The organism is Pseudomonas sp. efr-133-TYG-23, assembly GCF_030209215.1.
GTDB lineage: Bacteria > Pseudomonadota > Gammaproteobacteria > Pseudomonadales > Pseudomonadaceae > Aquipseudomonas > Aquipseudomonas rhodesiae.
Window position 1 is genome coordinate 1 of the sequence record NZ_JARVSL010000009.1, and the last position, 25,157, is coordinate 25,157.

The 25,157-nt window shown below is 61.9% G+C and carries 25 protein-coding genes; 17 read left to right on the top strand and 8 right to left on the bottom strand.

Annotated elements, in window-relative coordinates:
* Nucleotides 1–276: 276 nt before the first annotated feature.
* The 15 genes from flhA (at nucleotide 277) to yegS (ending at nucleotide 15,517) form a co-directional block, all read left to right on the top strand.
* A complete protein-coding gene (gene flhA, locus QRN41_RS05455; RefSeq protein ID WP_375538188.1) occupies nucleotides 277–2,391 on the top strand; it encodes a flagellar biosynthesis protein FlhA in 2,115 nt (704 codons plus the stop codon).
* Nucleotides 2,392–2,403: 12 nt separating this feature from the next.
* The gene (gene flhF / locus QRN41_RS05460; protein ID WP_034138833.1) at nucleotides 2,404–3,720 is read left to right on the top strand and encodes a flagellar biosynthesis GTPase FlhF; all 1,317 of its coding nucleotides are present in this window, start codon (nucleotides 2,404–2,406) and stop codon (nucleotides 3,718–3,720) included.
* A 104-nt stretch (nucleotides 3,721–3,824) separates the two neighbouring features.
* Nucleotides 3,825–4,658, top strand: coding sequence for a flagellar synthesis regulator FleN (gene fleN / locus QRN41_RS05465; protein WP_003192912.1), 834 nt, complete (start codon nucleotides 3,825–3,827; stop codon nucleotides 4,656–4,658).
* Nucleotides 4,655–5,395, top strand: a complete 741-nt coding sequence (fliA, locus tag QRN41_RS05470) for an RNA polymerase sigma factor FliA (protein ID WP_034099464.1) — start codon at nucleotides 4,655–4,657, stop codon at nucleotides 5,393–5,395. Before fleN ends, fliA begins: the two co-directional genes overlap by 4 nt.
* 169 nt (nucleotides 5,396–5,564) lie before the next feature.
* Nucleotides 5,565–5,939 carry a chemotaxis response regulator CheY gene (locus QRN41_RS05475; protein ID WP_162276696.1) on the top strand — a complete coding sequence of 125 codons (375 nt, stop codon included), beginning with the start codon at nucleotides 5,565–5,567 and terminating at the stop codon, nucleotides 5,937–5,939.
* Between the two features lie 18 nt (nucleotides 5,940–5,957).
* Complete coding sequence (locus QRN41_RS05480; RefSeq protein ID WP_034138832.1) at nucleotides 5,958–6,746, top strand: protein phosphatase CheZ; 789 nt, start codon at nucleotides 5,958–5,960, stop codon at nucleotides 6,744–6,746.
* Nucleotides 6,747–6,757: 11 nt separating this feature from the next.
* Nucleotides 6,758–8,998 (top strand): chemotaxis protein CheA, encoded by a 2,241-nt coding sequence (locus QRN41_RS05485; RefSeq protein ID WP_285421290.1) that lies wholly within the window; start codon nucleotides 6,758–6,760, stop codon nucleotides 8,996–8,998.
* 48 nt (nucleotides 8,999–9,046) lie between these two features.
* Nucleotides 9,047–10,183: a protein-glutamate methylesterase/protein-glutamine glutaminase gene (locus QRN41_RS05490; RefSeq protein ID WP_040269012.1), complete on the top strand. Its 1,137-nt coding sequence runs from the start codon at nucleotides 9,047–9,049 to the stop codon at nucleotides 10,181–10,183.
* Nucleotides 10,183–10,923 carry a flagellar motor protein gene (locus tag QRN41_RS05495; RefSeq protein ID WP_034138829.1) on the top strand — a complete coding sequence of 247 codons (741 nt, stop codon included), beginning with the start codon at nucleotides 10,183–10,185 and terminating at the stop codon, nucleotides 10,921–10,923. The genes QRN41_RS05490 and QRN41_RS05495 overlap by 1 nt, the downstream gene beginning before the upstream one ends.
* A gap of 15 nt (nucleotides 10,924–10,938) precedes the next feature.
* On the top strand, nucleotides 10,939–11,826 hold the full coding sequence (motD, locus tag QRN41_RS05500) for a flagellar motor protein MotD (protein WP_034138828.1): 888 nt from the start codon (nucleotides 10,939–10,941) through the stop codon (nucleotides 11,824–11,826).
* 51 nt (nucleotides 11,827–11,877) lie between these two features.
* Nucleotides 11,878–12,666: a ParA family protein gene (locus QRN41_RS05505; protein WP_034099451.1), complete on the top strand. Its 789-nt coding sequence runs from the start codon at nucleotides 11,878–11,880 to the stop codon at nucleotides 12,664–12,666.
* On the top strand, nucleotides 12,666–13,490 hold the full coding sequence (locus QRN41_RS05510; protein WP_167416919.1) for a CheW domain-containing protein: 825 nt from the start codon (nucleotides 12,666–12,668) through the stop codon (nucleotides 13,488–13,490). The genes QRN41_RS05505 and QRN41_RS05510 overlap by 1 nt, the downstream gene beginning before the upstream one ends.
* Before the next feature lie 83 nt (nucleotides 13,491–13,573).
* Nucleotides 13,574–14,059: a chemotaxis protein CheW gene (locus tag QRN41_RS05515; RefSeq protein WP_373873651.1), complete on the top strand. Its 486-nt coding sequence runs from the start codon at nucleotides 13,574–13,576 to the stop codon at nucleotides 14,057–14,059.
* Nucleotides 14,060–14,452, top strand: coding sequence for a DUF2802 domain-containing protein (locus QRN41_RS05520; RefSeq protein WP_034099447.1), 393 nt, complete (start codon nucleotides 14,060–14,062; stop codon nucleotides 14,450–14,452). It abuts the gene before it with no gap.
* A 144-nt stretch (nucleotides 14,453–14,596) separates the two neighbouring features.
* Complete coding sequence (gene yegS, locus QRN41_RS05525; RefSeq protein ID WP_034138827.1) at nucleotides 14,597–15,517, top strand: lipid kinase YegS; 921 nt, start codon at nucleotides 14,597–14,599, stop codon at nucleotides 15,515–15,517.
* On the opposite strand, the gene QRN41_RS05530 is transcribed toward yegS, so the two are convergent.
* The 3 genes from QRN41_RS05530 to QRN41_RS05540 form a co-directional block, all read right to left on the bottom strand.
* A complete protein-coding gene (locus tag QRN41_RS05530; protein ID WP_034138826.1) occupies nucleotides 15,476–16,135 on the bottom strand; it encodes a response regulator transcription factor in 660 nt (219 codons plus the stop codon). The genes yegS and QRN41_RS05530 overlap by 42 nt on opposite strands.
* The gene (locus QRN41_RS05535) at nucleotides 16,132–17,025 is read right to left on the bottom strand and encodes a sensor histidine kinase (protein ID WP_285421314.1); all 894 of its coding nucleotides are present in this window, start codon (nucleotides 17,023–17,025) and stop codon (nucleotides 16,132–16,134) included. Before QRN41_RS05535 ends, QRN41_RS05530 begins: the two co-directional genes overlap by 4 nt.
* Before the next feature lie 331 nt (nucleotides 17,026–17,356).
* On the bottom strand, nucleotides 17,357–17,806 hold the full coding sequence (locus tag QRN41_RS05540; RefSeq protein ID WP_034138824.1) for a hypothetical protein: 450 nt from the start codon (nucleotides 17,804–17,806) through the stop codon (nucleotides 17,357–17,359).
* A 555-nt stretch (nucleotides 17,807–18,361) separates the two neighbouring features.
* On the opposite strand from QRN41_RS05540, the gene QRN41_RS05545 reads away from it, so the two are divergent.
* Both QRN41_RS05545 and QRN41_RS05550 read left to right on the top strand, forming a co-directional pair.
* Complete coding sequence (locus tag QRN41_RS05545) at nucleotides 18,362–19,297, top strand: chemotaxis protein CheV (protein WP_034138823.1); 936 nt, start codon at nucleotides 18,362–18,364, stop codon at nucleotides 19,295–19,297.
* Between the two features lie 39 nt (nucleotides 19,298–19,336).
* On the top strand, nucleotides 19,337–20,143 hold the full coding sequence (locus tag QRN41_RS05550; RefSeq protein ID WP_285421291.1) for an MOSC domain-containing protein: 807 nt from the start codon (nucleotides 19,337–19,339) through the stop codon (nucleotides 20,141–20,143).
* A gap of 66 nt (nucleotides 20,144–20,209) precedes the next feature.
* Here QRN41_RS05550 and ppnP read toward each other — a convergent pair whose 3' ends face one another.
* From ppnP to atuD, 5 genes are all read right to left on the bottom strand, one after another.
* On the bottom strand, nucleotides 20,210–20,494 hold the full coding sequence (gene ppnP, locus QRN41_RS05555) for a pyrimidine/purine nucleoside phosphorylase (protein WP_034099437.1): 285 nt from the start codon (nucleotides 20,492–20,494) through the stop codon (nucleotides 20,210–20,212).
* A 93-nt stretch (nucleotides 20,495–20,587) separates the two neighbouring features.
* Nucleotides 20,588–21,130 (bottom strand): 3'-5' exonuclease, encoded by a 543-nt coding sequence (locus tag QRN41_RS05560; protein WP_034099435.1) that lies wholly within the window; start codon nucleotides 21,128–21,130, stop codon nucleotides 20,588–20,590.
* A gap of 90 nt (nucleotides 21,131–21,220) precedes the next feature.
* On the bottom strand, nucleotides 21,221–23,143 hold the full coding sequence (locus QRN41_RS05565) for an acetyl/propionyl/methylcrotonyl-CoA carboxylase subunit alpha (RefSeq protein ID WP_285421292.1): 1,923 nt from the start codon (nucleotides 23,141–23,143) through the stop codon (nucleotides 21,221–21,223).
* A gap of 89 nt (nucleotides 23,144–23,232) precedes the next feature.
* A complete protein-coding gene (locus tag QRN41_RS05570) occupies nucleotides 23,233–23,994 on the bottom strand; it encodes an enoyl-CoA hydratase/isomerase family protein (protein ID WP_123478916.1) in 762 nt (253 codons plus the stop codon).
* Nucleotides 23,991–25,148, bottom strand: a complete 1,158-nt coding sequence (gene atuD / locus QRN41_RS05575; RefSeq protein ID WP_034138818.1) for a citronellyl-CoA dehydrogenase — start codon at nucleotides 25,146–25,148, stop codon at nucleotides 23,991–23,993. Before atuD ends, QRN41_RS05570 begins: the two co-directional genes overlap by 4 nt.
* Between the last annotated feature and the right edge of the window lie 9 nt (nucleotides 25,149–25,157).

A 25,157-nucleotide genomic window follows, 5' to 3' on the forward strand; every position in this document is an offset into this window, starting at 1 on the left:
CTCATGAAAAAGCCCCAAGAGTTGGATAGGTGTCCAACTTTTGGGGCGCACTTCAGTGTATCAGGCACCTGATCCGGGCCTGACAGACTGCAATCGGGGGCAAGCCCCCTCCCTCATTTGGAATGATTGACACCCGATGGCCCGGAGTGTTTGTGAGGTTCTCCAGGCACAAAAGTAAAGTTGGAAGGCTTCTTGCAATACCGCCTCCAGGACGCCTCCCGGCGTCAAAAGTTTGCTTCAAGGAAACGAGGAATACCGGTGGTGGATCGCTCTCAAATGCTCAGTACGGCCCGTGGCACCCTGACTGACCTGTCGCGGGGCAATCTGGGTGTGCCGTTGCTGTTGCTGGTGATGCTGGCAATGATGATGTTGCCGATGCCACCGTTTCTGCTGGATGTGTTCTTCACGTTCAACATCGCGCTGTCCGTGGTGGTGCTGCTGGTGTGTGTGTACGCGCTGCGGCCGCTGGATTTCGCGGTATTCCCCACCATCCTGTTGGTGGCGACCCTGTTGCGCCTGGCGCTGAACGTGGCGTCCACCCGCGTGGTGATGCTCCACGGTCAGGACGGCCACGCCGCTGCCGGTAAGGTGATCCAGGCCTTCGGTGAAGTGGTGATCGGCGGCAACTACGTGGTCGGTATCGTGGTGTTCGCGATTTTGATGATCATCAACTTCGTGGTCGTGACCAAGGGTGCCGGGCGTATCTCCGAGGTGAGCGCACGTTTTACCCTCGATGCCATGCCCGGCAAACAGATGGCTATCGACGCCGACCTCAACGCCGGCCTGATCGACCAGAACCAAGCCAAGGCCCGCCGTCTGGAAGTGGCCCAGGAAGCCGAGTTCTACGGCTCCATGGACGGTGCCAGCAAATTCGTGCGCGGTGACGCCATCGCTGGCCTGTTGATTCTGTTCATCAACCTCATCGGCGGCGTCGCTGTCGGCATGTTCCAGCACGGCATGAGCTTCGGCGATGCGGGCAAGGTGTACGCCTTGCTGACCATCGGTGACGGTTTAGTGGCGCAATTGCCATCACTGTTGTTATCTACAGCGGCCGCGATCATGGTGACCCGTGCTTCGGGCTCCGAAGACATGGGCAAGCAGATCAGCCGGCAGATGTTCGCGTCGCCCAAGGCGTTGGCCGTAGCGGCTGGCATCATGGCGATCATGGGCATCGTGCCGGGCATGCCCCATGTGTCGTTCCTGACCATGGCCGCGCTGGCCGGCGGTGCCGCCTACCTGTTCTGGAAAAAACAGAACATGGTCAAGGTGCAGGCCCAGCAAGAGATCGCCCGTCAGCAGGAACTGCTGCCATCCCCGGCCCGCGCCCAGGAAACCAAGGAGCTTGGCTGGGATGACGTGACCCCGATCGACATGATCGGCCTGGAAGTCGGCTACCGCCTGATCCCTCTGGTGGACCGCAACCAGGGCGGCCAACTGCTCGCGCGGATCAAGGGCGTGCGCAAGAAGCTGTCCCAGGACCTGGGCTTTTTGATGCCCACCGTGCACATCCGCGACAACCTCGACCTGGCCCCCAGCGCCTACCGCCTGACCCTGATGGGCGTGATCCTGGCCGAAGCCGAGATCTACCCCGACCGCGAACTGGCGATCAACCCCGGGCAGGTGTTCGGCAGCCTCAACGGCATTACCGCCAAAGATCCGGCTTTCGGCCTGGACGCGGTGTGGATCGAAATCAGCCAGCGCAGCCAGGCACAGTCCCTGGGTTACACCGTGGTGGACGCCAGCACGGTCGTTGCCACCCACCTCAACCAGATCCTCTACAAGCACTCCCACGAGCTGATCGGCCACGAGGAAGTCCAGCAATTGATGGGGTTGCTTGGCAAAGCCTCGCCAAAACTCGCAGAAGAACTGGTGCCGGGCGTGCTGTCGTTGTCGCAATTGCTCAAAGTGTTGCAGGCGCTGCTGGCCGAACAGGTGCCGGTGCGCGACATCCGCAGCATTGCCGAAGCCATCGCCAACAACGCCGCCAAGAGTCAAGATACCGCCGCGCTGGTGGCGGCAGTGCGCGTCGGATTGTCCCGCGCTATCGTGCAAAGCATTGTAGGGCTTGACTCCGAGCTGCCTGTGATCACCTTGGAACCAAGGTTGGAACAAATATTGCTCAATAGTATTCAGAAGGCAGGACAAGGCCAGGAAGAGGGCGTTCTGCTGGAGCCAAGCATGGCTGAAAAACTGCAGCGTTCGTTGATCGACGCCGCACAGCGTCAGGAAATGCAGGGCCAACCGGTGATTCTGCTGGTGGCGGGCCCGGTCCGAGCGATGTTGTCGCGGTTTGGACGCCTGGCAGTACCGAATTTGCACGTTTTGGCTTACCAGGAAATTCCTGACAACAAGCAAGTGACTATCGTCGCGACAGTAGGGCCCAACGGCTGAGGGTAGTGGGTTATGCAAGTGAAGCGTTTTTTCGCCGCCGATATGCGTCAGGCCATGAAACTGGTCCGTGATGAGCTGGGCGCCGATGCCGCGATTATCGGTAACCGTCGCATTGCCGGCGGTGTCGAGCTGACGGCTGCCCTGGACTACACCCCCTCGGCGCTGGCGCCGCGCGTTCCCAACATGGAACTCGAAGATGAACTGCGCAAGACTGCATCGCGCATCGTCTCGGCCCAGGCTGAACTGAGCATGCGTGGCGACAGCGATGCCACCACCAATCGCCAGTTGTTCGCCGGGCTGCCGCTGACCGCCGCCGAGCCGCTGGTGGAGCCGACCTTCGTCGAACCGCCACGTCCCGCCGCGCCAGCACCGGCCGCCGCCGTCGACCAGCGCGTATTCGATTCGATGCGCTTCGAACTCAACGGCCTGCGCGAGCTGCTGGAAGTGCAACTGGGTTCCCTGGCCTGGAACCAACTGCAAGGCAGCAAGCCGCAGCAAGCCAACCTGTGGCGTCGTCTGCAACGCATCGGCCTGTCCGGTCCGTTGTCCCGCGACCTGCTGGCCCTGACCACTGAAATCGATGAGCCGCGCCAAGCCTGGCGCATGCTGCTGGCCCACTTGGCACGCATGATTGTCACCCCGGAAATCGAACCCCTGGAAGAGGGCGGTGTGATCGCTATGGTCGGCCCGGCCGGCATGGGCAAGACCACCACCCTGGCCAAACTGGCGGCGCGCTATGTGCTCAAATACGGCGCGCATAACATCGCGCTGGTGAGCATGGACAGCTACCGTATCGGTGCCCAGGAACAACTCAAGACCCTGGGGCGCATCCTGAATGTGCCGGTGACTCACGTCGACCCGGGCCAATCCCTGGCCAACGCCCTCGACCCGCTGCTGCGCAAACGTGTGGTGTTGATCGACACCGCCGGCCTGCAAGCCAGCGATCCGGCGCTGCGCATGCAGTTGGAAAGCCTGGCCGGGCGTGGCATCAAGTCAAAGAATTACCTGGTGCTTGCAACCACCAGCCAGAAACAGGTTCTTACCGCTGCCTACCACAGCTACAAGCGCTGCGGGCTGGCCGGTTGCATCCTGACTAAACTGGACGAAACCGCCAGCCTGGGCGAAGTGTTGAGCCTGGCTATCGGTCATGCGTTACCGGTCGCCTACCTGACCGACGGGCCGCGGATCCCGGATGATCTGCATCTGCCGCGCCGTCATCAGTTGGTCAGCCGTGCAGTCAGCGTGCAAATGCAAGACGAGCCGAGCGAGGAAGCGATGGCCGATATGTTCGCTGATCTTTACCACAGCCCGGCAAAACGGGTGGGCTGAGCAACATGAACACAATGCAATGTACCTACATTGATGGTCTGCAAGCGATTCACGCGGCCAAGCCATGTAGCCTGCGTCTAAGCAAGACAAGGTAAAGAAATAAAATGGGCAGCATGCATCCCGTACAGGTGATCGCGGTGACCGGCGGCAAAGGTGGCGTCGGAAAAACGAACGTGTCAGTGAATTTGTCCCTGGCGCTGGCAGAGCTTGGCCGTCGCGTCATGCTGCTGGACGCTGACCTGGGGCTGGCGAACGTCGACGTTCTGCTGGGGCTGACGCCTAAACACACCCTGGCCGATGTGATCGAGGGGCGCTGTGAGCTGCGCGACGTGCTGCTGCAGGGCCCTGGCGGGATCCGCATCGTACCGGCCGCTTCCGGCACCCAGAGCATGGTGCACCTGAGCCCGGCGCAGCATGCCGGCCTGATTCAGGCGTTCAGCGATATCGGCGACAACCTCGACGTGCTGGTGATCGACACCGCCGCCGGGATTGGCGAATCCGTGGTCAGCTTTGTGCGCGCCGCGCAGGAAGTATTGCTGGTGGTCTGCGACGAACCCACCTCGATCACCGACGCCTACGCCCTGATCAAACTCCTTAACCGTGACTACGGCATGAACCGCTTCCGCGTCCTGGCCAACATGGCCCAGAGCCCGCAGGAAGGGCGCAACCTGTTCGCCAAGTTGACCAAGGTCACGGATCGCTTTCTCGATGTCGCCTTACAATACGTCGGCGCAGTTCCCTACGACGAGTGTGTGCGCAAGGCCGTGCAAAAGCAGCGTGCGGTCTACGAAGCATTCCCTCGTTCGAAATGCGCCTTGGCGTTCAAGGCTATTGCTCAGAAGGTCGATACCTGGCCTTTGCCCGCCAACCCGCGTGGGCATCTGGAGTTTTTCGTCGAGCGATTGGTGCATCAGACGAGCGCAGGACCAGTGCTATGACATCGAGCGGCTACAACCTCTATAAGAAATCGGCGCGTGACAGCCAGGGTGAACTGATCGAGCGCTATGCGCCCCTGGTCAAGCGCATTGCCTACCACTTGCTGGCCCGGTTGCCTGCCAGCGTGCAGGTCGAAGATTTGATTCAGGCCGGCATGATCGGCCTGCTCGAAGTGTCGACCAAGTACGACGCAACCAAGGGCGCGAGTTTCGAGACCTATGCGGGTATCCGTATCCGTGGGGCGATGCTCGATGAAGTGCGCAAAGGTGATTGGGCACCCCGTTCGGTGCACCGCAATACGCGCATGGTCAGTGACGCAATTCGTGCAATTGAAGCAAAAACCGGTCGCGACGCTAAAGATCATGAAGTTGCGGCCGAACTCCAATTGAGTCTCGACGATTATTACGGGATTTTGAACGATACCTTGGGCAGCCGCCTGTTCAGTTTCGACGACCTGCTCCAGGACGGCGAACACGAAGGGCTGCACGAGGACGGCGCGAGCGCTCACATGGAGCCGTCGCGCGACCTGGAAGATGCGCGTTTCCAGGGGGCGTTGGCGGACGCAATCGCCAATTTGCCGGAGCGTGAACGATTGGTGTTGGCGCTGTACTACGACGAAGAGCTGAACCTCAAGGAAATCGGTGAGGTCCTGGGGGTCAGCGAATCGCGAGTCAGCCAGTTGCACAGCCAGTGCGCCGCCCGCTTGCGGGGGCGTTTGGGAGAGTGGCGAGCGCGCTGACAGGCAGTGTGGGGACACTGCAGAGCGATACCGCGGGGGTGATTGGCCTACGCGGGTTCGGCCCGTGGTGGCCCCGGCAGTCCTTTTTGTGTAATGCCTGTTGATTGAAATGGCGCGTCCAGGTGCTGGGCGCGTTTAAGACTGCTTGGAGGTCGAATTGGACAAGAACATGAAAATCCTCATCGTTGATGACTTCTCAACGATGCGGCGGATCATAAAAAACCTGTTGCGTGACCTTGGGTTCACCAACACGGTCGAGGCGGACGATGGCATCACTGCACAGCCGATCCTCAACAGCGGAGGCATCGACTTTCTGGTGACTGACTGGAACATGCCGGGCATGACCGGTATCGACCTGCTGCGCTGGGTGCGCGCCGATGAAAAACTGCGCAACCTGCCGGTGCTGATGGTAACCGCCGAAGCCAAGCGCGAGCAGATCATCGAGGCCGCCCAGGCCGGTGTTAACGGTTATGTGGTCAAGCCATTCACTGCACAGGCGTTGAAAGAGAAGATCGAAAAAATCTTCGAACGCATCCACGGCTAATGCCATCGCGGGGGAGCTATGGAGCACAAAGAAACGTCACAGGGAGACTTTGAGTCCACCCTGAAAAAACATGCTCACCAACTGGTCGACAGCCTTGAAAAAGGCCATTTCGGCGACGCGGTGCAGTTGATCCATGAGCTCAATCAGACCCGTGACCGAGGCCTGTACCAGGAAGTGGGCAAGCTCACACGCGAGCTGCACAGTGCAATCGTCAATTTCCAGATTGACCCGCACATGCCCCAGGCCGAGGAAATCTCGCAGATCACGGATGCCACTGAACGCCTGTCCTATGTGGTCAGGCTGACCGAGGCTGCGGCCAACCGCACCATGGACCTGGTGGAAAACGCCACGCCTCTGGTCAACGGCATGGCCACCGAAGCTCAGGCCCTGAATGCCGACTGGGGGCGCTTTATGCGCCGGGAAGTGGGGGCTGAAGAGTTCCGCGAGCTGGCGCGCCGGGTCGAAGGGTTCTTGTCACGCAGCGAGCAGGACAACCGCACGGTGTCCAGCAACCTCAACGATATTCTGCTGGCTCAGGATTACCAGGACCTGACCGGTCAGGTGATCAAGCGCGTGACGCAATTGGTCACCGAAGTGGAAAGCAACTTGCTCAAACTGGTGCTCATGGCCGGCCAGGTTGACCGTTTTGCCGGCATCGAACATGACCGCGCAGCGATCCTCTCGGAAAAAGATCCACAAAAACATCTCGCCAAGGGTGAAGGTCCGCAGATTCATGCCGATAAACGTGAAGACGTTGTGTCAGGTCAGGATGACGTAGATGACCTGTTATCCAGTTTAGGCTTCTAAGGAGCACCCACATGAGCTTCGGCGCCGATGAAGAGATCCTTCAGGATTTCCTTGTAGAGGCCGGCGAAATTTTAGAGCAACTGTCCGAACAACTGGTCGAGCTGGAAAGCCGCCCGGATGATGCGAACCTGCTCAATGCAATTTTTCGCGGTTTTCATACTGTAAAAGGGGGCGCCGGCTTCCTCCAGCTCCATGAGCTGGTGGAGTGCTGCCACATCGCCGAGAACGTGTTCGACATCCTGCGCAAGGGTGAGCGTCACGTCGACTCGGAGTTGATGGACGTGATTCTCGAAGCGCTCGATGCGGTCAACGGCATGTTCAGCCAAGTGCGCGAACGTGCGCCGATCACTGCCGCCACCCCGGAACTGCTGGCCGCCCTGGCGCGCTATGCAGAGCCTGCCGACCTGTCGGCGGAGCCCGTGGTCGAGGCCGTGCCGGAGCCTGAACCGGCGCCGGAACCGGACGTGACCGACAGTGAATTCGAACAGCTGCTCAGTTCCCTCAGCGCGGTCAAGGCCGAAGCCGAAGCGCCGGCCGCTGCGGCCCCGACCTCGGCTGAAGCACCGGCCAGCGAAGACATCACCGACGCCGAATTTGAGTCCCTGCTCGATCAGTTGCATGGCAAAGGCCAGTTCGCCGCCGATGCCGTGGCGCCTGCCGCTGCGTCGCCTGCACCGGCCGCTGCGGCTGCCAGCACCGATATCACCGACGACGAGTTCGAAGCGTTGCTCGACCAGTTGCACGGCAAGGGTACCTTCGCCGCCGACGCGTTGCCGGAAGTCGCGGCCACCGCCGCCGCGCCGGCTGATGCCAAGCCGGCAGCCGCTGCGGCACCTGCCGGTGACGGGCTGATCACCGATCATGAATTCGAAGCGTTGCTGGATGATTTGCACGGCAAGGGCAAATTCAGCGAAGTGCCTGCGCCGGCCGCGTCTGCGGCCGCCGCTACCGCCGCCAAACCTGCACCGGTCGCCGCCAAGGCTGCGGCGCCTGCCGCAGCACCCAAGCCCGCGGCGGCAGCTCCGGCTGCCGCGCCTGCACGGGCCGCCGCCGCGCCGGTGGCCGACAAGCCTGCCAGTGAAGCCGAAACCACCGTGCGGGTCGATACCGCGCGCCTGGACGACATCATGAACATGGTTGGCGAACTGGTGCTGGTGCGTAACCGCCTGGTGCGCCTGGGCCTGAGCAGTGGCGATGAGTCCATGCAAAAGGCCGTGTCGAACCTCGACGTGGTCACCGCCGACCTGCAAACCGCCGTGATGAAGACGCGGATGCAGCCGATCAAGAAAGTCTTCGGCCGCTTCCCACGCCTGGTTCGCGACCTGGCGCGTCAGCTGAAGAAAGAGATCAACCTGGAGTTGGTGGGCGAAGAGACCGACCTCGACAAAAACCTCGTCGAGGCCCTGGCCGACCCGCTGGTCCACTTGGTGCGTAACGCCGTCGACCACGGCGTGGAAACCCCGGAAGAACGCGAAGCCGCGGGCAAGTCCCGGGGCGGCAAAGTGATCCTGGCGGCCGAGCAAGAAGGCGACCATATCCTGCTGTCGATTACCGACGACGGCAAAGGCATGGACCCGGCCATCCTGCGTAATATTGCGGTCAAGCGTGGCGTGATGGACAAAGACGCCGCCGACCGCCTGACCGACACCGAGTGCTACAACCTGATCTTCGCCCCAGGCTTCTCGACCAAAACCGAGATCTCCGACGTGTCGGGCCGTGGCGTGGGCATGGACGTGGTCAAGACCAAGATTAGCCAGCTCAACGGTTCGATCAATATCTACTCGACCAAGGGCCAGGGTTCCAAGATCGTCATCAAGGTGCCGTTGACCCTGGCGATCATGCCGACCCTGATGGTGATGCTGGGCAACCAGGCGTTCGCCTTCCCGCTGGTCAACGTCAACGAGATCTTCCACCTCGACCTGTCGCGCACCAACGTGGTGGACGGCCAGGAAGTGGTGATCGTGCGCGACAAGGCGTTGCCCCTGTTCTATCTCAAGCGCTGGCTGGTGGCTTCGGCGGCTCATGAAGAACAGCGCGAAGGCCATGTGGTGATTCTCTCCGTGGGCACTCAACGCATCGGCTTTGTGGTCGATCAGTTGGTCGGCCAGGAAGAAGTGGTCATCAAGCCTTTGGGCAAAATGCTGCAGGGAACCCCGGGCATGTCGGGTGCGACCATCACCGGTGACGGTCGAATCGCGCTGATTCTCGATGTTCCGAGCATGCTCAAGCGTTACGCCGCTCGGCGTATTTGATTCTGGCGGGGCAGGGCGGTATTGCCCGCCCCGCCTAACGGAGTGTTTATGGCAGTCAAGGTCCTGGTGGTGGACGATTCGGGTTTCTTCCGCCGCCGCGTCTCGGAAATTCTTTCCGCCGATCCAAGCATCCAGGTGGTCGGCACGGCCACCAACGGTAAAGAGGCGATTGATCAAGCCATTGCGTTGAAGCCTGATGTCATCACCATGGACTACGAGATGCCCATGATGGACGGCATCACCGCGGTGCGGCACATCATGCAGCGCTGCCCGACTCCGGTGTTGATGTTCTCCTCGCTGACCCATGAAGGCGCCCGAGTGACCCTCGACGCCCTGGACGCAGGGGCGGTGGACTTCCTGCCGAAGAATTTCGAAGACATCTCGCGCAACCCCGAGAAGGTCAAGCAACTGTTGTGCGAGAAAGTCCACAGCATTTCCCGCAGCAACCGTCGCAGCCTATTCAGCGCCCCCGCGCCGGCCCCGACACCTGTTGCCGCACCGGCTCCCACGAGTGCCTCGACGTTCGGGCGCCCCGCGCCTGCACCGGTTGCCCGCCCCGCAGCGGCACCTGTGCGTGCGTCTGCGCCAGCGGCAACGGCACAGTCCCCGGCGCCCAAGCGCAAGGCCTACAAACTGGTCGCCATCGGCACCTCCACCGGTGGTCCGGTGGCGTTGCAGCGCGTGCTGACCCAATTGCCGGCCAACTTTCCGGCGCCGATCGTGTTGATCCAGCACATGCCGGCCGCGTTCACCAAGGCGTTTGCCGAGCGCCTGGACAAACTGTGCCGCATCAGCGTCAAGGAAGCCGAGGATGGCGACATCCTGCGGCCCGGCCTGGCGTTGCTGGCCCCGGGCGGCAAGCAGATGATGGTCGACGGCCGGGGTGCGATCAAAATTCTGCCGGGTGACGAACGCCTCAACTACAAACCCTGCGTGGACATCACCTTTGGTTCGGCCGCTAAGTCTTACGGCGACAAAGTTCTGGCGGTGGTCCTGACCGGTATGGGCGCCGACGGCCGCGAAGGCGCGCGCCTGCTCAAGCAGGGCGGTAGCGCGATCTGGGCCCAGGACGAAGCCAGTTGCGTGATCTATGGCATGCCCATGGCCATTGTCAAAGCCAACCTGGCCGACGCCGTCTACAGCCTGGATGACATCGGCAAGCATCTGGTGGAGGCCTGCCTCTGATGGATGTCTTGAGTCTGATTGGCATCACCATGGCATTTGTCGCCATCATCGGCGGCAACTATCTGGAGGGCGGCCACCTGGGCGCCCTGGCCAACGGCCCAGCGGCGCTGATTGTGATCGGCGGCACGGTGGGCGCTGCGTTGCTGCAGTCGCCGTTGAGTTCGTTCAAGCGCGCCATGCAGATCCTGATCTGGATTATTTTCCCGCCCCGTGTGGACTTGGCCGGTGGCATTGATCGCGTGGTCAACTGGAGCCTCACCGCACGCAAGGAAGGCCTGCTGGGCCTGGAAGGCGTGGCCGATGCCGAGCCTGACAGCTACGCGCGCAAAGGCTTGCAGTTGCTGGTGGACGGCGCCGAGCCGGAAGCGATCCGCAGCATCCTTGAGGTGGACTTCTACACCCAGGAAAGCCGCGATATCAACGCAGCCAAAGTCTTTGAAAGCATGGGCGGCTACGCGCCGACCATCGGCATCATCGGTGCGGTGATGGGCTTGATCCATGTGATGGGCAACCTGGCCGATCCGTCGCAATTGGGCAGCGGCATTGCCGTGGCCTTTGTCGCCACCATCTACGGCGTGGCGAGCGCCAACCTGGTGTTGCTGCCGGTAGCCAGCAAGCTCAAGTCGATTGCCATGCGCCAATCGCGTTACCGCGAAATGCTGCTCGAAGGCCTGCTGTCGATTGCCGAGGGCGAGAACCCGCGCTCCATCGAATTGAAGCTCCAGGGCTTCATGGATTGATGGGAGGTATGGGTTGTGAGCCGTCGCCGTCGCGAGCCTGAAGAACACGTTAACCACGAACGCTGGCTGGTGTCCTACGCGGACTTCATCACCCTGCTGTTCGCGTTTTTCGTGGTGATGTACTCCATCTCGTCGATCAACGAAGGCAAGTACAAAGTGATTTCCCAAGCGCTGATCGGGGTGTTCAACGACGCCGACCGTTCGCTCAAGCCGATTCCCATCGGCGAAGAGCGGCCCCGCACCGTGACCCCGGCCAAGCCGCTGGTCAATGACAGCGATGAAACCGCCGCTGGCGTGGGCGGCACCAGCGACCCGTTGAAAAGCATCGCCGATGACATCAGCGCCGCATTTGGCGACCTGATCAGTTCCAATCAGATGACCGTGCGCGGCAATGAGCTGTGGGTCGAGATCGAGCTCAATTCCAGCCTGCTGTTCGCCAGCGCCGATGCGATGCCCAGCGACCAGGCGTTCACCATCATCGACAAAGTGGCGGCGATCCTTAAGCCGTTCGAAAACCCGATCCACGTCGAAGGCTTTACCGACAATATTCCGATCAGCACCGCGCAGTACCCCACCAACTGGGAACTGTCCTCGGCCCGCGCGGCGAGCATCGTGCGCATGCTGGCGATGCAGGGTGTGAACCCCGGGCGCCTGGCGTCGGTGGGCTATGGCGAATTCCAGCCGGTGGCCAATAACGCCACGGTGGAAGGGCGCGCGCGCAACCGTCGGGTGGTGCTGGTGGTGTCGCGCAACCTGGATGTGCGCCGCAGCCTGACCGGCACCGGCACCGCCAATGCAACACCGGATGCGGCCTTGAGGCGTGCTGGCACACAAACTGCACCGCCAGCGGTTAAGCCGCCGGTGGGTCAGAGCGCCGTCAATTCTCCGTCACCGGCTCAATAACGTTATGCAATGTCTCGGTCGCGCCTGTGCCTGCCGGGAGGAATCATCCGAATGAGAGTCTGGGCAGTTGCCAATCAAAAAGGTGGAGTCGGCAAGACCACCACCTCCATCGCTCTGGCCGGTTTGCTGGCCGAGGCGGGCAAGCGTGTGGTCGTGGTGGACCTGGACCCCCACGGCTCGATGACCAGCTATTTCGGCTACGACCCGGATGCGCTGGAACACAGCTGCTTTGACCTGTTCCTGCACAAGGGCAACGTGCCTGGCGACCTGCCCGGGCAATTGCTGTTGCCCACCAGCAACGAGAGCATTTCCCTGCTGCCCTCCAGTACCGCGCTGGCCACCCTTGAGCGTCAGTCGCCGGGGCAGAGCGGCCTGGGCCTGGTGATCGCCAAGACCCTGGCGCAACTGTGGCAGGACTTTGACTACGCCATTATCGACAGCCCGCCGCTGCTGGGCGTGCTGATGGTCAACGCATTGGCCGCCAGCCAGCAACTGGTGATCCCGGTGCAGACCGAGCATCTGGCTGTCAAAGGCCTTGAGCGCATGGTCAGCACCCTGGCGATGATCAATCGCTCGCGCAAACAACCGCTGCCGTTCAGCATCGTGCCGACCCTGTTCGACCGTCGCACCCAAGCGTCGCTGGGCACCTTGCGTGTATTGCGCGATGCCTACCCGGACACCATCTGGCAAGGCTACATTCCGGTGGATACGCGCCTGCGTGACGCCAGCCGCGCAGGGCTCACGCCGTCGCAGTTCGATGGCAAGAGTCGCGGCGTGATGGCCTACCGTGCGTTGCTCAAACACTTGCTGTCCCAGCAACTCGTGGCGCAGGTGGCATGATGAACCGTCCTGTCGAACTCAAGACCAAGACCCGGCCGCAACTGGCGCTGGAATCCTACCTGGATGCCCTGTTGCAGGAAGCCACCGATGAGGTGTTGCCGGAACCGATTCTGGTGCTGGAGGCGGTTGTCGAGCCCAGCAGTACGCTGGATGAATTCCAACTGGCGGTGCTGGAAGAGCAGGCCCGAGACGCCCGGATCGTAGCGCCGATTGTTGCGCCGGTCGTACCCGTAGTGGCGCAGCCTGTGGCGGCGGAACCGTTGGTGGCGGCGCCCGTGGTGATCGAGCCGGTGGTGGACGTGCACCTGCCACCGAGCATCACGCCGCCGCCGGTGAGCGGCGACGACCGGCCGGCATGGGCCGCTGAGCCTTTCGAATGCCTGCTGTTCGACGTCGCTGGTTTGACCCTGGCGGTGCCGCTGGTGTGCCTGGGTTCGATCTACTCTTTGGAAGGCCACGAGCTGACGCCGCTGTTCGGCCAGCCGGAGTGGTTCCTCGGCATCCTGCCCAGCCAGGCCGGCAACCTCAAGGTGCTGGACACCGCGCGCTGGGTGATGCCCGACCGCTACCGCGACGATTTTCGCGAGGGTCTGCAATACGTTATTTCCGTTCAAGGCTACGAGTGGGGGCTGGCGGTGCATCAGGTCAGCCGCTCGCTGCGCCTGGACCCGAACGAAATCAAATGGCGCAGTCACCGGGGCCAGCGGCCTTGGCTGGCCGGCACCGTGATCGAACACATGTGCGCGTTGCTCGACGTCGCCGAACTGGCCGAGTTGATCGCCAGCGGCGCCGTCAAGTCGATGCCCGGTAACAAACGCAGTTGATTGAACACGCTGGCCGCACGGGTGTGCGGTTGGCGAATGAAGCACACACGCCGTATCCAACGGCATTTGAAGGGGTCATGGGTATGAATATGTCAGCATCTGCACAAAAAGGCTCGGACGATCCGATTCTGCAATGGGTAACCTTCAAGCTGGACAACGAGACCTACGGTATCAACGTGATGCGTGTGCAGGAAGTGCTGCGCTACACCGAGATCGCCCCGGTCCCGGGTGCGCCGAGCTACGTGCTGGGTATCATCAACCTGCGCGGCAACGTGGTGACCGTGATCGACACGCGCCAGCGTTTCGGTCTGGATACCGCCGAAGTCACCGACAACACGCGTGTCGTCATCATTGAAGCGGACAAGCAAGTGGTCGGCATCCTGGTCGACAGCGTCGCCGAGGTGGTCTACCTGCGCCAGTCGGAAGTGGAAACCGCGCCGAACGTGGGCAACGAAGAGTCGGCCAAGTTTATCCAGGGTGTGTGCAACAAGAACAACGAACTGTTGATTCTGGTTGAGCTGGACAAAATGATGAGCGAAGAAGAATGGTCGGAACTGGAGAGCATTTGATTGTTCCTTGAGGTCGCGGTGATCGTCCTGGCTCTGTTGTGGGCCGGGACCCTGGGTTTTCTGCTGCGCTACATGGCCCGGCAGCGCGAATTGGCGTTGCAGCAGGCCGAGCGCGATGCCGTGCGTGACCGGCGTATCGTGGAGCTGGTCAAGCGCGTCGACCATTACCAGAAGAGTGCCGTGCGGGTCGGGGATGAGGTGCACGAACTACGCGCGATCCTCGCACCGATGCCGGACAAGCTGGAGCAGTTGGAACAGCGCGATCCGGCCAACCTGTCGTTTGCCCAAGCGGCAAAGCTGGTGGGGATGGGGGCGACGGTGGACGACCTGACCCAGTCGTGCGGCTTGACCCAGGCTGAGGCGCAGTTGATGAGTAAGTTGCATAAGAGCTGATTGCGCCTGTGGCAACTGGTGGGGGGCGTCGCACCTGCGATGCCTGGCACCTGGCCGGCCAATTAATTTTCAACCCCACTGACTTTTTTCTCCTCTGCCAAGGTCCACATCCTTCAAGCACCTTTGAATCAGGAGATTCCCTGCATGAGCACCCCCAAGGCACTGTTGATCCTCCACGGCAAGCAAGCCCTCAACGAGGACGTGCGCAGCGCCGTGCTGGCCCGGCGTGAGCAGGGTTGGGAGCTGGCGGTGCGGGTGACTTGGGAGGGCGGCGATGCGCAGCGCCTGGTCAGGGAAGCCCTGGACGGCGGTTATACCCACATCATTGCCGGCGGCGGCGACGGCACCTTGCGCGATGTGGCCGAGGCGATGGCCCAGGCCAAGGCCGATGCCAGCCTGGTGCTGATGCCCCTGGGCACCGCCAATGATTTCGCCAAGGCCGCTGGCGTACCGCTAGAGCCGGCCCAGGCCCTGGCGCTGCTGGATGTGGCGCCGCGGGCGATCGACCTCGGCCAGGTCGGCGGGCAGATTTTCCTCAACATGGCCACCGGCGGTTTCGGCAGCCAGGTCACCGCCAATACCTCCGAAGACCTGAAAAAAATCCTCGGGGGCGCGGCGTACCTGTTCACCGGTCTCACGCGTTTCAGCGAGTTGAAGGCGGCCTATGGCGAGCTGGAAGGCCCGGATTTCCACTGGAAGGGCGAGATGCTGGCGCTGGGCATCGGCAACGGTCGCCAAGCTGGCGGCGGGCATGTGCTGTGCCCAGAGGCGATGGCCGACGATGGGTTGCTCGATGTCAGTATTCTGCCGGCGCCCCAGGAAGTGGTCGGCACCTTGCGCGAACTGATGAGCAATGGCTGGGGCCTGGACACCATGTTCGTGCGTGCGCGGCTGCCCTGGGTGCAGATCAAACAGGCCGAAGGGCTGTACATCAACCTGGACGGTGAACCGCTCAAGGGCGACGACTTGCGTTTCGAAGCCTTGCCCAAGGCCTTGCGCGTGCATTTGCCGCTGGGTTCGCCCCTAGTCGTCCAGGCTGATGATTTGCTCGCGCACCGCGAATAGCACCAGCCCCGCCACGTCGAAGATCTGCAAGCGCTTCATGATTTGCGAGCGGTGAGCTTCCACGGTTTTGATGCTCAGGCCCAGGCCGTGGGCGATCTCACGGGTGGACTTGCCGCGCACGATCAGGCGCAGGATTTCCAACTGCCGCGCCGTGAGGTTGTGGCCGTGGCCTGCCGGCGCGGTGGGCCCTTGGGTGCGCACCAGCGCTTGGTTGATCACGGTATGGGCGATCGCCGGGCTCAGGTAGCGCTCGTTATTGCACAGGGCTCGCAGGGCGTGTTCCAGCTCGTTGGCGGTGGTGTCCTTGAGCAGGTAGCCATGGGCGCCGGCCTCCAGCGCGCACATGATCAGTTGCGGGTCGGTGTGCATCGACAGGATCAGCACCTTGCAGCGCGGGTAGGCGGCCTTGAGTTGCTGCAAGGCGTCCAGGCCGCCGGTGTGCTTCATCGACAGGTCCAGCAGCACCATGTCCGGTTGCAAGGCGTGGAACTGCTCAAGTAACTGTGCCCCATCGTTGGCTTCGCCGATCACGGTGTAGCCGGGAATATCTTGGATCAGGGCGCGCACGCCGGCCCTGATCAGTGCATGGTCATCCACTAGAAGTAATGTGCAGGTCACTCGAGAACCTTAGGGGAGTTGGCCCGTTCGAGGGCGCGCGGCGCCCAGGGAAAAAGTGCTTCGATGCGCGTGCCTTGCCCGGGCTGGCTGCTGACGGACAGCGTGCCACCCAGTTGATCGACACGTTCGGCCATGCCTGCCATGCCTCGCTGACCTTCACGGGCTGGGTTGCTCGCAGGCGCGAAGCCACGGCCGTCATCGCGAATTGTCAGCGATAACCCTTCGGGCAGGCGTTGCAGGCGCACCAGCAGGTTCTGGGCCTGGGCGTGGCGCAGCATGTTGGTCACCGCTTCCTGGGTAATGCGAAACGCCGCTACGGCCATTTCTTCCGGGATGCCGGTGAGGCGTTGCCGGCATTCCAGGCTCCAGTGAACGGGGCTGTTTTCCAGGGTCTTGAGCAGGTGCGCGCGCAGGCTGGCCTCCAGGCCCAGGCTGGTCAGTTGCCGGGGGTTGAGGATGGCAGACACGTCGCGCACCTTGGCCAGGGTTTCGTTCAGGGTATTGCACAGCATGGTGCATTGGTCTTGCAGGTCATCCGGCAGGCGTCGCTTGAGCCATTCGCTCTGCAGTTTGGCGGCGGTGAGCAGTTGGCCGATATCGTCGTGCAGTTCACGGCTGAGGCGATGACGTTCGTTTTCCTGGACCTGCAACAGACGATCGGCCAATTCCTGGGGCTGGAAGCGGATGGATTTGCGTGAGCGCCATTGTTGCAGGCCTACCACCCCCAGCGTGGCCAGGTTGAGCAGCAACACCGACAGTGGCAAAGGCGCCGAATGGCTAAAGGCCCACAGGCTGATCAACAGCGAGGCAAGACACAAGCCAAGGGTCAGGCGGCGAGCATGGCTGCGGGACACGGACCTGGCGAGGAGTGACTTGAGGCTGGCGTACATAGCGGATGAAGCCAATGAAGGTTCGCTGCGGGAAGTCCGGTCACCTCTGACGGGGCTCAGTCTGGAGTGCGTGGCCGAATCGTTTATATACAGGAAGTTGAATGACTTCGAGCGACGCATAGTAACACCCCTGTAACCGTTGGTCGCCTGACACCTTGCCGTGCCGAGCAATTAAACGAGGGGATGTTGTGGGGGATATCAGCGTCTGAAGCATGGAAAGTTTTACTACGTAAACGAAGTTGTAACGTTAATGGATGTTGAAGGATGACTGAATCGTTAACGCCTGTCGTTTTTAGGTAAGTTGCGTAGCGAAACACGACCTGTCAAACCCTCACGAGGCGTGGTGCAAACGTTGTTGCGGTTTACAGGTGAAGCCCTTTTGCGGGATCTGCACGGTGACCGTCGCAATCAACGAGGTTTGCTCGGTTTCATCCAGTGCCAATTGGCCGGTCTTGGTATCGATCAGTTCCAATTGCCAGGCCAGTAAAGTCAGGCAGTCATGCAGCGCGTCCAGCGCCTGGTCGTGCAGTTGCAATGGGTTTTCAGCGTTGGCAATCAGGCCGTGGATATGCCCGGAAAACTCGCTGATGGCTTGCAGCGCCAGGGTGTCGGCCTGTGCCGCGAGCTTGGCCAGGCTGAGTGTCATGCAGTCGATGGCGTCGCTGTCGTTACGAATCAGATGCAGATGGCTCAGGCATTCTTCTGACCGGTTCAACAGCTTTTCAGCCTCCAGCAGAAACGCCGAAAGTGCGAGCTGCCACTCTTTACCGTCGTTCATCATGCAAGTCTCCACAATATGGAATCGGGCGATGAGATTTCGCTGCGGGTCAATGGCTTAAAGCTAGCGCTGAAATATTGCTGATGCTTGTAGGTTGCTTCTGAGCTTTTGGTAGGAAGTTTATTGAAATAACGCCAACGGCGCTGCGCAGCCCTCGTGAGCGGGCTCAGTTGCACACCTTCAGTTGCCGCGACGTAAATGTCTGAAACACCCAACGGGCGAGGACTTGGGATGGCGAACAAAAGCCTGACTCCATTCATGCAATGAGAATGGCGTCACATTAATGGCTATTAGATATTGCGAATATCAGGTTGGACCTGATTGCGTATAGGGGAATCCCTTACAAGCGGGAACCTTGCGTCGATTTGAGTGTCGCGCAATGCCGCCTTGCCCACTTATGAAGCGGTACGGCCAGTAAAGCATGATGTCAGTGTGACATCAATTAATTTACGTGGCATTTTAACGGGGTCAAGATCTGGCGCTTGCCGCCGATAAACAGCTTAGTGAACTGCACAACCCCTACGCGCAGCACTTACCCGCGCATATCAGGAGCTTCCAATGGCCGGCATTCTCGACACGGTAGATCAACGCACGCAATTGGTGGGTGAGAATCGCCTGGAAATCCTCATGTTTCGCCTGGCCGGGCGGCAGTTGTTCGCCATCAACGTGTTCAAGGTGCAGGAAGTCCTGCAATTGCCCAAGCTCACGCTGATGCCGCAGCGCCATCCGTTTGTGTGTGGCGTGGTCAACCTGCGCGGCCAGACTCTGCCGGTGATCGACCTGTCCCAGGCCATCGGCATGCGGCCCCTGGTGCCGGGCCCGAACAGCACCATCATCGTCACCGAGTACAACCGCTCGGTGCAGGCGTTTCTGGTGGGCGGTGTGGACCGCATCGTCAACATGAACTGGGAAGCCATCCTGCCGCCTCCGACCAGCGCCGGTCGCCAGCATTACCTCACCGCCATCAGTAAGGTCGACGACCAGTTGGTGGAAATCATCGACGTGGAAAAAGTCCTCGCCGAGATCGTGCCGTACAACGCCAAGGTCTCCCGGGAAAAGCTCGAAGACCCGGTGCTCGAACGCGCCCGTGGCCGCGAAGTGCTGCTGGTGGACGACTCCAACGTGGCGCTGTCGCAACTGCGTGACACCCTCGGCCAGTTGGGCGTGAAAATGCACATCGCCAGCGATGGCCTCAAAGCCCTGAACATGCTCAAGTCCTGGGCCGACGCCGGTCACGTGATGACCGACAAACTATTGATGATCTTCACCGACGCCGAAATGCCGGAAATGGACGGCTACCGCCTCACCACCGAGATCCGCAACGACCCGCGCCTGCGCAAATTGTACGTGGTGCTGCACACCTCGCTGTCGGGCAGCTTCAACGAATCGATGGTGAAGAAGGTCGGCTGCGACAATTTCCTGTCCAAGTTCCAGCCTGACAAACTGGTGGATGTGGTGCGCCAGCGACTGATGCTGGACGAACAGCCAGCTTGACCTTAGGGTGATGGCTTTGCCCCTCAGGAATGCAGAGCCATGCTTCGTCTCAGCGCGTTGTACCGTTATCCCTTGAAATCCGGCAAGGCCGAATCGTTGCAACACAGCGGCCTGGATAAGCTCGGGTTGGACGGGGATCGACGCTGGATGCTGGTGGACGAGGCCAGTGGCCGCTTCCTGACGCAACGCGCCGTCACCAAGATGAGCCAGCTGTCGGCCTTGTGGAACAGCGCCGGCGGCCTGACCCTGAGTTCGCCTGGCCATACCTCCCTTGACGTCGCATTGCCCGATGAAGACGCTGCGTTGCGCGGCGTGACCATCTGGCGCGACACCCCGCGCCTGCCGGATGCCGGTGACGCGGCGGCTGCGTGGGTCAGCGAGTTTGTCGGCGCGCCGACCCGGTTGGTGCACATGCCGCTCAAGCGGGCGCGCACCACTCAGTCCGGTTATGGCCGCGACGATGACCAGGTGGCGCTGGCCGACGGTTATCCCTTGCTGCTGATCGGCCAGGCCTCCCTGGAAGACCTGTCCGAGAAGGTCGGCCGCCCCATGGAGATGCTGCGCTTTCGCCCCAACCTGGTGATCGAAGGTGCCGACGCGTTTGCCGAAGATGGCTGGAAGCGCCTGCGCATCGGCGACGTGGAGTTCCGGGTGGTCAAGCCGTGCGCACGCTGCATCCTCACCACCATCGACCCGCGCACCGGCGAGCGCAGCGCCGACCGCGAACCCTTCGCCACTTTGAATGGCTATCGCAAGACCGAGGATGGCGCGATGTTCGGCCAGAACCTGGTCAACGATGGCGTGGGTCATCTGGAAGTCGGCATGCCGGTGACGATCCTCGAATAATCCATCGCCCATAAAAAATGCCCGTTTCCACCTGGGAAACGGGCATTTTTTTGCCTGGCTGAAACCTTAGCCGCGGTATTCGCACAGGTAAGCAGTGTCGACCTCGACCTTCAGCTGGAATTTGCTGTTGGCCGGTACGTTGAACTGGCTGCCGGCGGAGAAGGTCTGCCACTCGCTGGCATCCGGCAGTTTGACGGTCAGCGCGCCGGAGACGACGTGCATGATTTCACGCTGGGCAGTGCCGAACTCATATTCACCCGGGGCCATCACACCGATGGTCGCCGGACCTTCAGCGGTGCCGAACGCGATCGACTTGACGGTGCCGTCGAAGTACTCGTTGACTTTGAACATGGGCGAATCCTCGGAAAAAGTTGCCTTCCCTGTCGAAGCGAGGGCAGCGTTATGGAAAAGGTTGGCCAGTATGCCCAAGCCTTGCGAGGCTGCCTAGACCGGCAAAATCAGCGGCAATAGGCGGGCGGTGTTGCGCGCGTCTTCGAGTGCCCGGTGCTGTTGGCCATGGAACTGCATCCCCGCCAGCTGCAGCGCGCCGTTGAGCCCCAGCGGCTTGTCCAGGCGTCGGGCCTTGGCGAAGCGCTGCTTGAGGTTGATATGGGGCGTGTGGGCCAGGGCGCTGTCCAGGCCATGGCGCTGCCACTCCAGTTCCAGTTGCTGGCGGTCGTAGTCGCCCCAACTGGCCCAGCCTTCCAGGCGCGTCCGATGCTGGCCCAGCCAGCGTTCGAACAGTGGCCACACCTCGTTCAGCGGCGTCGCCGCGTCGATATTGGCCTGGGTGATATGGGTGAGCTGGCGGCAGAACGGCGTCAGTAACGGGCGGCGCTGTGGGCGCACAAAGCGCTGGAAATGATCCACTTCGCGGCCCTGGCGGTTGACCAGGCTCGCGCCGATCTCGATGACTTCCATCTCCGTCACGGGCCAGCCGCCTTCATCCGTCGTGGCTTCAAGGTCAATAATCAGCCAATGAGGCATGGTGCAGGTTCCCGTACTCTTCCCGTCCTGGGGGATAGAGCGTAGACGGCCCCTGTAGTTCCGCGCTGTTTTTTCCAGGAGAGCCAGGGTTTATTCGATCTCCAGCAGAATCTGGCGATTGCGAACCTGATCGCCCGTCATCACCTGTATGCCCTTGACCACGCCCTCAACCCCGGCCTTGAGCGGATGCTCCATCTTCATGGCCTCCAGCACCAGCAGCAGTTGGCCTTTGCGCACACGGTCACCGACGCCCACGCACACGTCGACGATTGCCCCGTCCATTGGCGCCTTGAGCGTACCGCTGCCGGCGTCGTCCTGGCGCTGGGCAACCTGCTGGGTCACGTCGACCACCGTCAGCCCCGGCAGCCACAACCGGCTGCCATCGAGGTGATAGGCGAGGCGGCGACGAATGCCATCGATGACCAGGGTGAAGTGGCGGTCGTCGAGCCCGAGCGGCCGGATATCGATGCCGTTGATGCAAAGGGCGTTATCGGCCGACACACTGACGCTGATCCCCTGCACCTTGTCGTTGACCAGCAAGCGATAACTCCTGGCTGCGCTGGCGTTGTTGCACCACCCGGACAAACCGGGACGATGCCGCGCGGCACTGTGCTGGTAGAACAGTGCGGCGGCGACGGCTAATTGTTCGTCAGTGGCCGGGTAGGGGGCGATCGCATTGAAATAACGAGGGATAAACCCAGTGCTGAAGTCCCCGCGTACAAAGTCCGGATGTTCAAGCACCTCGGCCAGTAGCCGTTGATTGCTGGTCACCCCCAGCAGCAGCGTGTCTTGCACCGCACGCAGCAGTTTGCGCCGCGCTTCTTCGCGGGTGGCGCCGTGGGCGATGATCTTGCCCAGCATCGCGTCATAGAACGGGCTGATGCGCTGGCCTTCCAGCACGCCGTGGTCAACCCGTACAGCGGCGGCCGGTTGCCAGCGCAGCACGTCGCCGGTCTGCGGCAGGAAGCCCTGGGCCGGGTCTTCAGCGTACAAGCGCACTTCCATGGCATGCCCGGTCAGGGTCACGTCGGCCTGGGTCAGGGGCAGTGGCTGGCCGGCGGCGACCTGCAGTTGCCAGGCCACCAGGTCGAGCCCGGTGATCAGCTCGGTGACCGGGTGCTCGACTTGCAGGCGAGTGTTCATTTCCAGGAAGTAAAAGCGCCCGTCGCGGTCGAGCAGAAACTCCACGGTGCCGGCACCCACGTAGTTCACCGCGCGCCCAGCCTTGAGCGCGGCCTCGCCCATGGCCTGGCGCAGGTCGGGCGTCATCACTGGGCAGGGCGCTTCTTCGATGATTTTCTGATGGCGGCGTTGCACCGAGCAGTCGCGCTCGCCCAGGTATATCAGCTGGCCGTGACGGTCGCCGAACACTTGGATTTCGACATGGCGCGGCTCAATCAGCGCTTGTTCCAGAATCAGCTCGGCGCTGCCGAAGGCGTTGAGCGCTTCGGAGCGCGCCGTACGCAATTGCGCCAGCAGCTGATCCTGTTGATGAACCAGGCGCATGCCACGCCCACCGCCGCCGGCACTGGCCTTGATCATCAACGGGTAGCCGATGCGTTCGGCGTGGCGTTGCAGGGTGGCGTCATCCTGATCGGCGCCTTGATAGCCCGCAATGCACGGCACGCCGGCCTCCAGCATGGCCAGCTTGGATAGGCGTTTGCTGCCCATCAGCTCGATCGCTTCGGCGCTGGGGCCGATAAAGGTGAGCCCGGCGTGTTGGCAGGCGCGGGCGAAATCGGGGTTTTCCGAGAGAAAGCCGTAGCCGGGGTGCACCGCGTCAGCGCCGGTTTTATGCGCGGCATCGAGGATCGCCGGGATATTGAGGTAGGACAGCTGCACCGCAGCGGGGCCGATGTGCACGGCTTCGTCGGCCATCTGCACATGCAGGGCGTCGGCGTCGGCGTCGCTGTATACCGCCACGGTGCGATAGCCCAGGGCCTGGGCCGTGCGCTGGATGCGACAGGCGATCTCGCCGCGATTGGCGATCAGGATTTTGCTGAATGTGGGCATTGGAAGGTCCCTTGGTTATGCGCTGTTTGGTCTGGCCTTATCGGGGGCGAGCCCCCTCCCACATTTGGAACCAGTCCCCGGGGCTGGCGTCATTTGCACCAACCAGGCTTGCGCTTGTGTACAAAAGCCTGTGTCCCCTCAATCCCTTCTGCACTGGCCACCGCCTCGGCAAACCACTGCGCCGCTTGATCCAGCAACGGCTCCAACGGCTGATCGACGCTGGCCAGCAACAAGGCTTTGGTTCGTGCATTGGCCCCCGGCGCGCACTGCAAGACCTGGCCCAGCACCTCATCCACACGCTCGGCCAGGGCCTGGGGGTCGCGCTCGACAAAATGCACCAGGCCCAAGCGTTGCGCTTGGACGCCATCGAAGCGTGCGGCGGTCAGCGCCAGCCGCCGCGCCTGGGTCAGGCCGATGCGCTTGACCACAAACGGTGCGATCTGTGCCGGCAGTACCCCCAGGCTGGTCTCCGGCAAACCGAACTGTGCCTGGTGATCGGCAATCGCAATGTCGCTTACGCAGGCCAGGCCGAACCCGCCGCCCAGCACGGCGCCTTGCAGCACCACGATCACCACGCGTGGTGTGGCTTGCACCTCTTGCAGCAAGGTGCCGAATGCGCGGTTCAGCGCCTGCAATTGATCGCCCGCACTGACCAGATCCTTCACGTCGGCCCCTGCGCAAAAGTGCCCGCCCGCGCCGCTGATCACCACGGCACGCACCTGGCTGTCGAGCTGCGCCAGCACCGTGCGCAGTTCGTTGACCATCTCCAGGCTCATGGCGTTGCGGCTTTGTGGGCGGTTGAGGGTGATGTGCAGCACACCGTTGTGGGCTTCCAGCAACAGGGTGTTCATGGCTTTTTCCCCGGCAAGGTGCCCATCAGTTTGCAGATGATGCCCAGCATGATTTCGTCGGCGCCGCCGCCAATCGACACCAAGCGCACATCGCGATACGCCCGCGCCACCGGGTTGTCCCACATAAAGCCCATGCCACCCCAGTATTGCAGGCAACTGTCGCTGACTTCGCGGCCCAGGCGCCCGGCCTTGAGCTTGGCCATGGAGGCCAGCCGCGTCACGTCCTGGCCTTTGATGTACTGCTCGGTGGCCTGGTACACCAGTGCGCGCAGGCATTCGATTTCGGTGGCCAGTTCCGCCAGGCGAAAGTGGATCACCTGGTTGTCGATCAGTGCTTTGCCGAAGGTGTGGCGTTCCTTGCAGTAGGCGATGGTGCTGTCGATGCAGTATTCCAGGCCCTTGATCATATTGGCCGCGCCAAACAGGCGTTCTTCCTGGAATTGCAGCATTTGCATCATGAAGCCCGCACCCTCCTGACCAATGCGGTTGCGTTGCGGCACGCGCACGTTGTCGAAGAACACCTGGGCCGTCTCGGAGCTGTGCATGCCGAGTTTTTCCAGGGGCGGGCTGAGGCTCACGCCGGGGGTGTTCATCGGCACCATGATCAGCGACTTGTTGATGTGCGGTTTGTCGTCGGAGGTGTTGGCCAGCAGGCAGATAAAATCGGCGCTGGGGGAGTTGGTGATCCACATTTTGCTGCCGTTGATCACGTAATCGCCGCCATCCTTGCGCGCGTGGGTCTTGAGCCCGGCCACATCGGAACCGGCGCCGGTTTCCGAGACGCCGATGCAGCCGACCTGTTCGCCGCTGATGGCCGGGCGCAGGAATTCGTCGCGCAGCTCGTCGGAACCGAAGCGGGCGAGGGCGGGGGTGCACATATCGGTCTGCACGCCGATGGCCATGGGGATGCCGCCGCAACGGATGGTGCCGAACTCTTCAGCGGCCACAATCGAGTAGCTGTAGTCCAGGCCCATGCCGCCGAAGCGTTCCGGTTTGGAAATGCCCAGCAGGCCGAGGTCGCCGGCCTTGCGGAAAACCTCGTGGATGGGAAAACGCCCGGCTTTCTCCCATTCGTCCACATGGGGGTTGATCTCGCGGTCGACGAAGGCGCGCACGGTGCGGCGCAGTTCCTGATGTTCCTGGGTGAAGATCATTTTTATTGT

Coding starts and splice junctions, on each gene's coding strand:
- flhA (WP_375538188.1), top strand. CDS start 277: ATGCTCAGTACGGCCCGTGGCACCCTGACTGACCTGTCGCGGGGCAAT.
- flhF (WP_034138833.1), top strand. CDS start 2,404: ATGCAAGTGAAGCGTTTTTTCGCCGCCGATATGCGTCAGGCCATGAAA.
- fleN (WP_003192912.1), top strand. CDS start 3,825: ATGGGCAGCATGCATCCCGTACAGGTGATCGCGGTGACCGGCGGCAAA.
- fliA (WP_034099464.1), top strand. CDS start 4,655: ATGACATCGAGCGGCTACAACCTCTATAAGAAATCGGCGCGTGACAGC.
- QRN41_RS05475 (WP_162276696.1), top strand. CDS start 5,565: ATGAAAATCCTCATCGTTGATGACTTCTCAACGATGCGGCGGATCATA.
- QRN41_RS05480 (WP_034138832.1), top strand. CDS start 5,958: ATGGAGCACAAAGAAACGTCACAGGGAGACTTTGAGTCCACCCTGAAA.
- QRN41_RS05485 (WP_285421290.1), top strand. CDS start 6,758: ATGAGCTTCGGCGCCGATGAAGAGATCCTTCAGGATTTCCTTGTAGAG.
- QRN41_RS05490 (WP_040269012.1), top strand. CDS start 9,047: ATGGCAGTCAAGGTCCTGGTGGTGGACGATTCGGGTTTCTTCCGCCGC.
- QRN41_RS05495 (WP_034138829.1), top strand. CDS start 10,183: ATGGATGTCTTGAGTCTGATTGGCATCACCATGGCATTTGTCGCCATC.
- QRN41_RS05505 (WP_034099451.1), top strand. CDS start 11,878: ATGAGAGTCTGGGCAGTTGCCAATCAAAAAGGTGGAGTCGGCAAGACC.
- QRN41_RS05510 (WP_167416919.1), top strand. CDS start 12,666: ATGAACCGTCCTGTCGAACTCAAGACCAAGACCCGGCCGCAACTGGCG.
- QRN41_RS05515 (WP_373873651.1), top strand. CDS start 13,574: ATGAATATGTCAGCATCTGCACAAAAAGGCTCGGACGATCCGATTCTG.
- yegS (WP_034138827.1), top strand. CDS start 14,597: ATGAGCACCCCCAAGGCACTGTTGATCCTCCACGGCAAGCAAGCCCTC.
- QRN41_RS05535 (WP_285421314.1), bottom strand. CDS start 17,025: ATGTACGCCAGCCTCAAGTCACTCCTCGCCAGGTCCGTGTCCCGCAGC.
- QRN41_RS05540 (WP_034138824.1), bottom strand. CDS start 17,806: ATGATGAACGACGGTAAAGAGTGGCAGCTCGCACTTTCGGCGTTTCTG.
- QRN41_RS05545 (WP_034138823.1), top strand. CDS start 18,362: ATGGCCGGCATTCTCGACACGGTAGATCAACGCACGCAATTGGTGGGT.
- QRN41_RS05550 (WP_285421291.1), top strand. CDS start 19,337: ATGCTTCGTCTCAGCGCGTTGTACCGTTATCCCTTGAAATCCGGCAAG.
- ppnP (WP_034099437.1), bottom strand. CDS start 20,494: ATGTTCAAAGTCAACGAGTACTTCGACGGCACCGTCAAGTCGATCGCG.
- QRN41_RS05560 (WP_034099435.1), bottom strand. CDS start 21,130: ATGCCTCATTGGCTGATTATTGACCTTGAAGCCACGACGGATGAAGGC.
- QRN41_RS05565 (WP_285421292.1), bottom strand. CDS start 23,143: ATGCCCACATTCAGCAAAATCCTGATCGCCAATCGCGGCGAGATCGCC.
- QRN41_RS05570 (WP_123478916.1), bottom strand. CDS start 23,994: ATGAACACCCTGTTGCTGGAAGCCCACAACGGTGTGCTGCACATCACC.
- atuD (WP_034138818.1), bottom strand. CDS start 25,148: ATGATCTTCACCCAGGAACATCAGGAACTGCGCCGCACCGTGCGCGCC.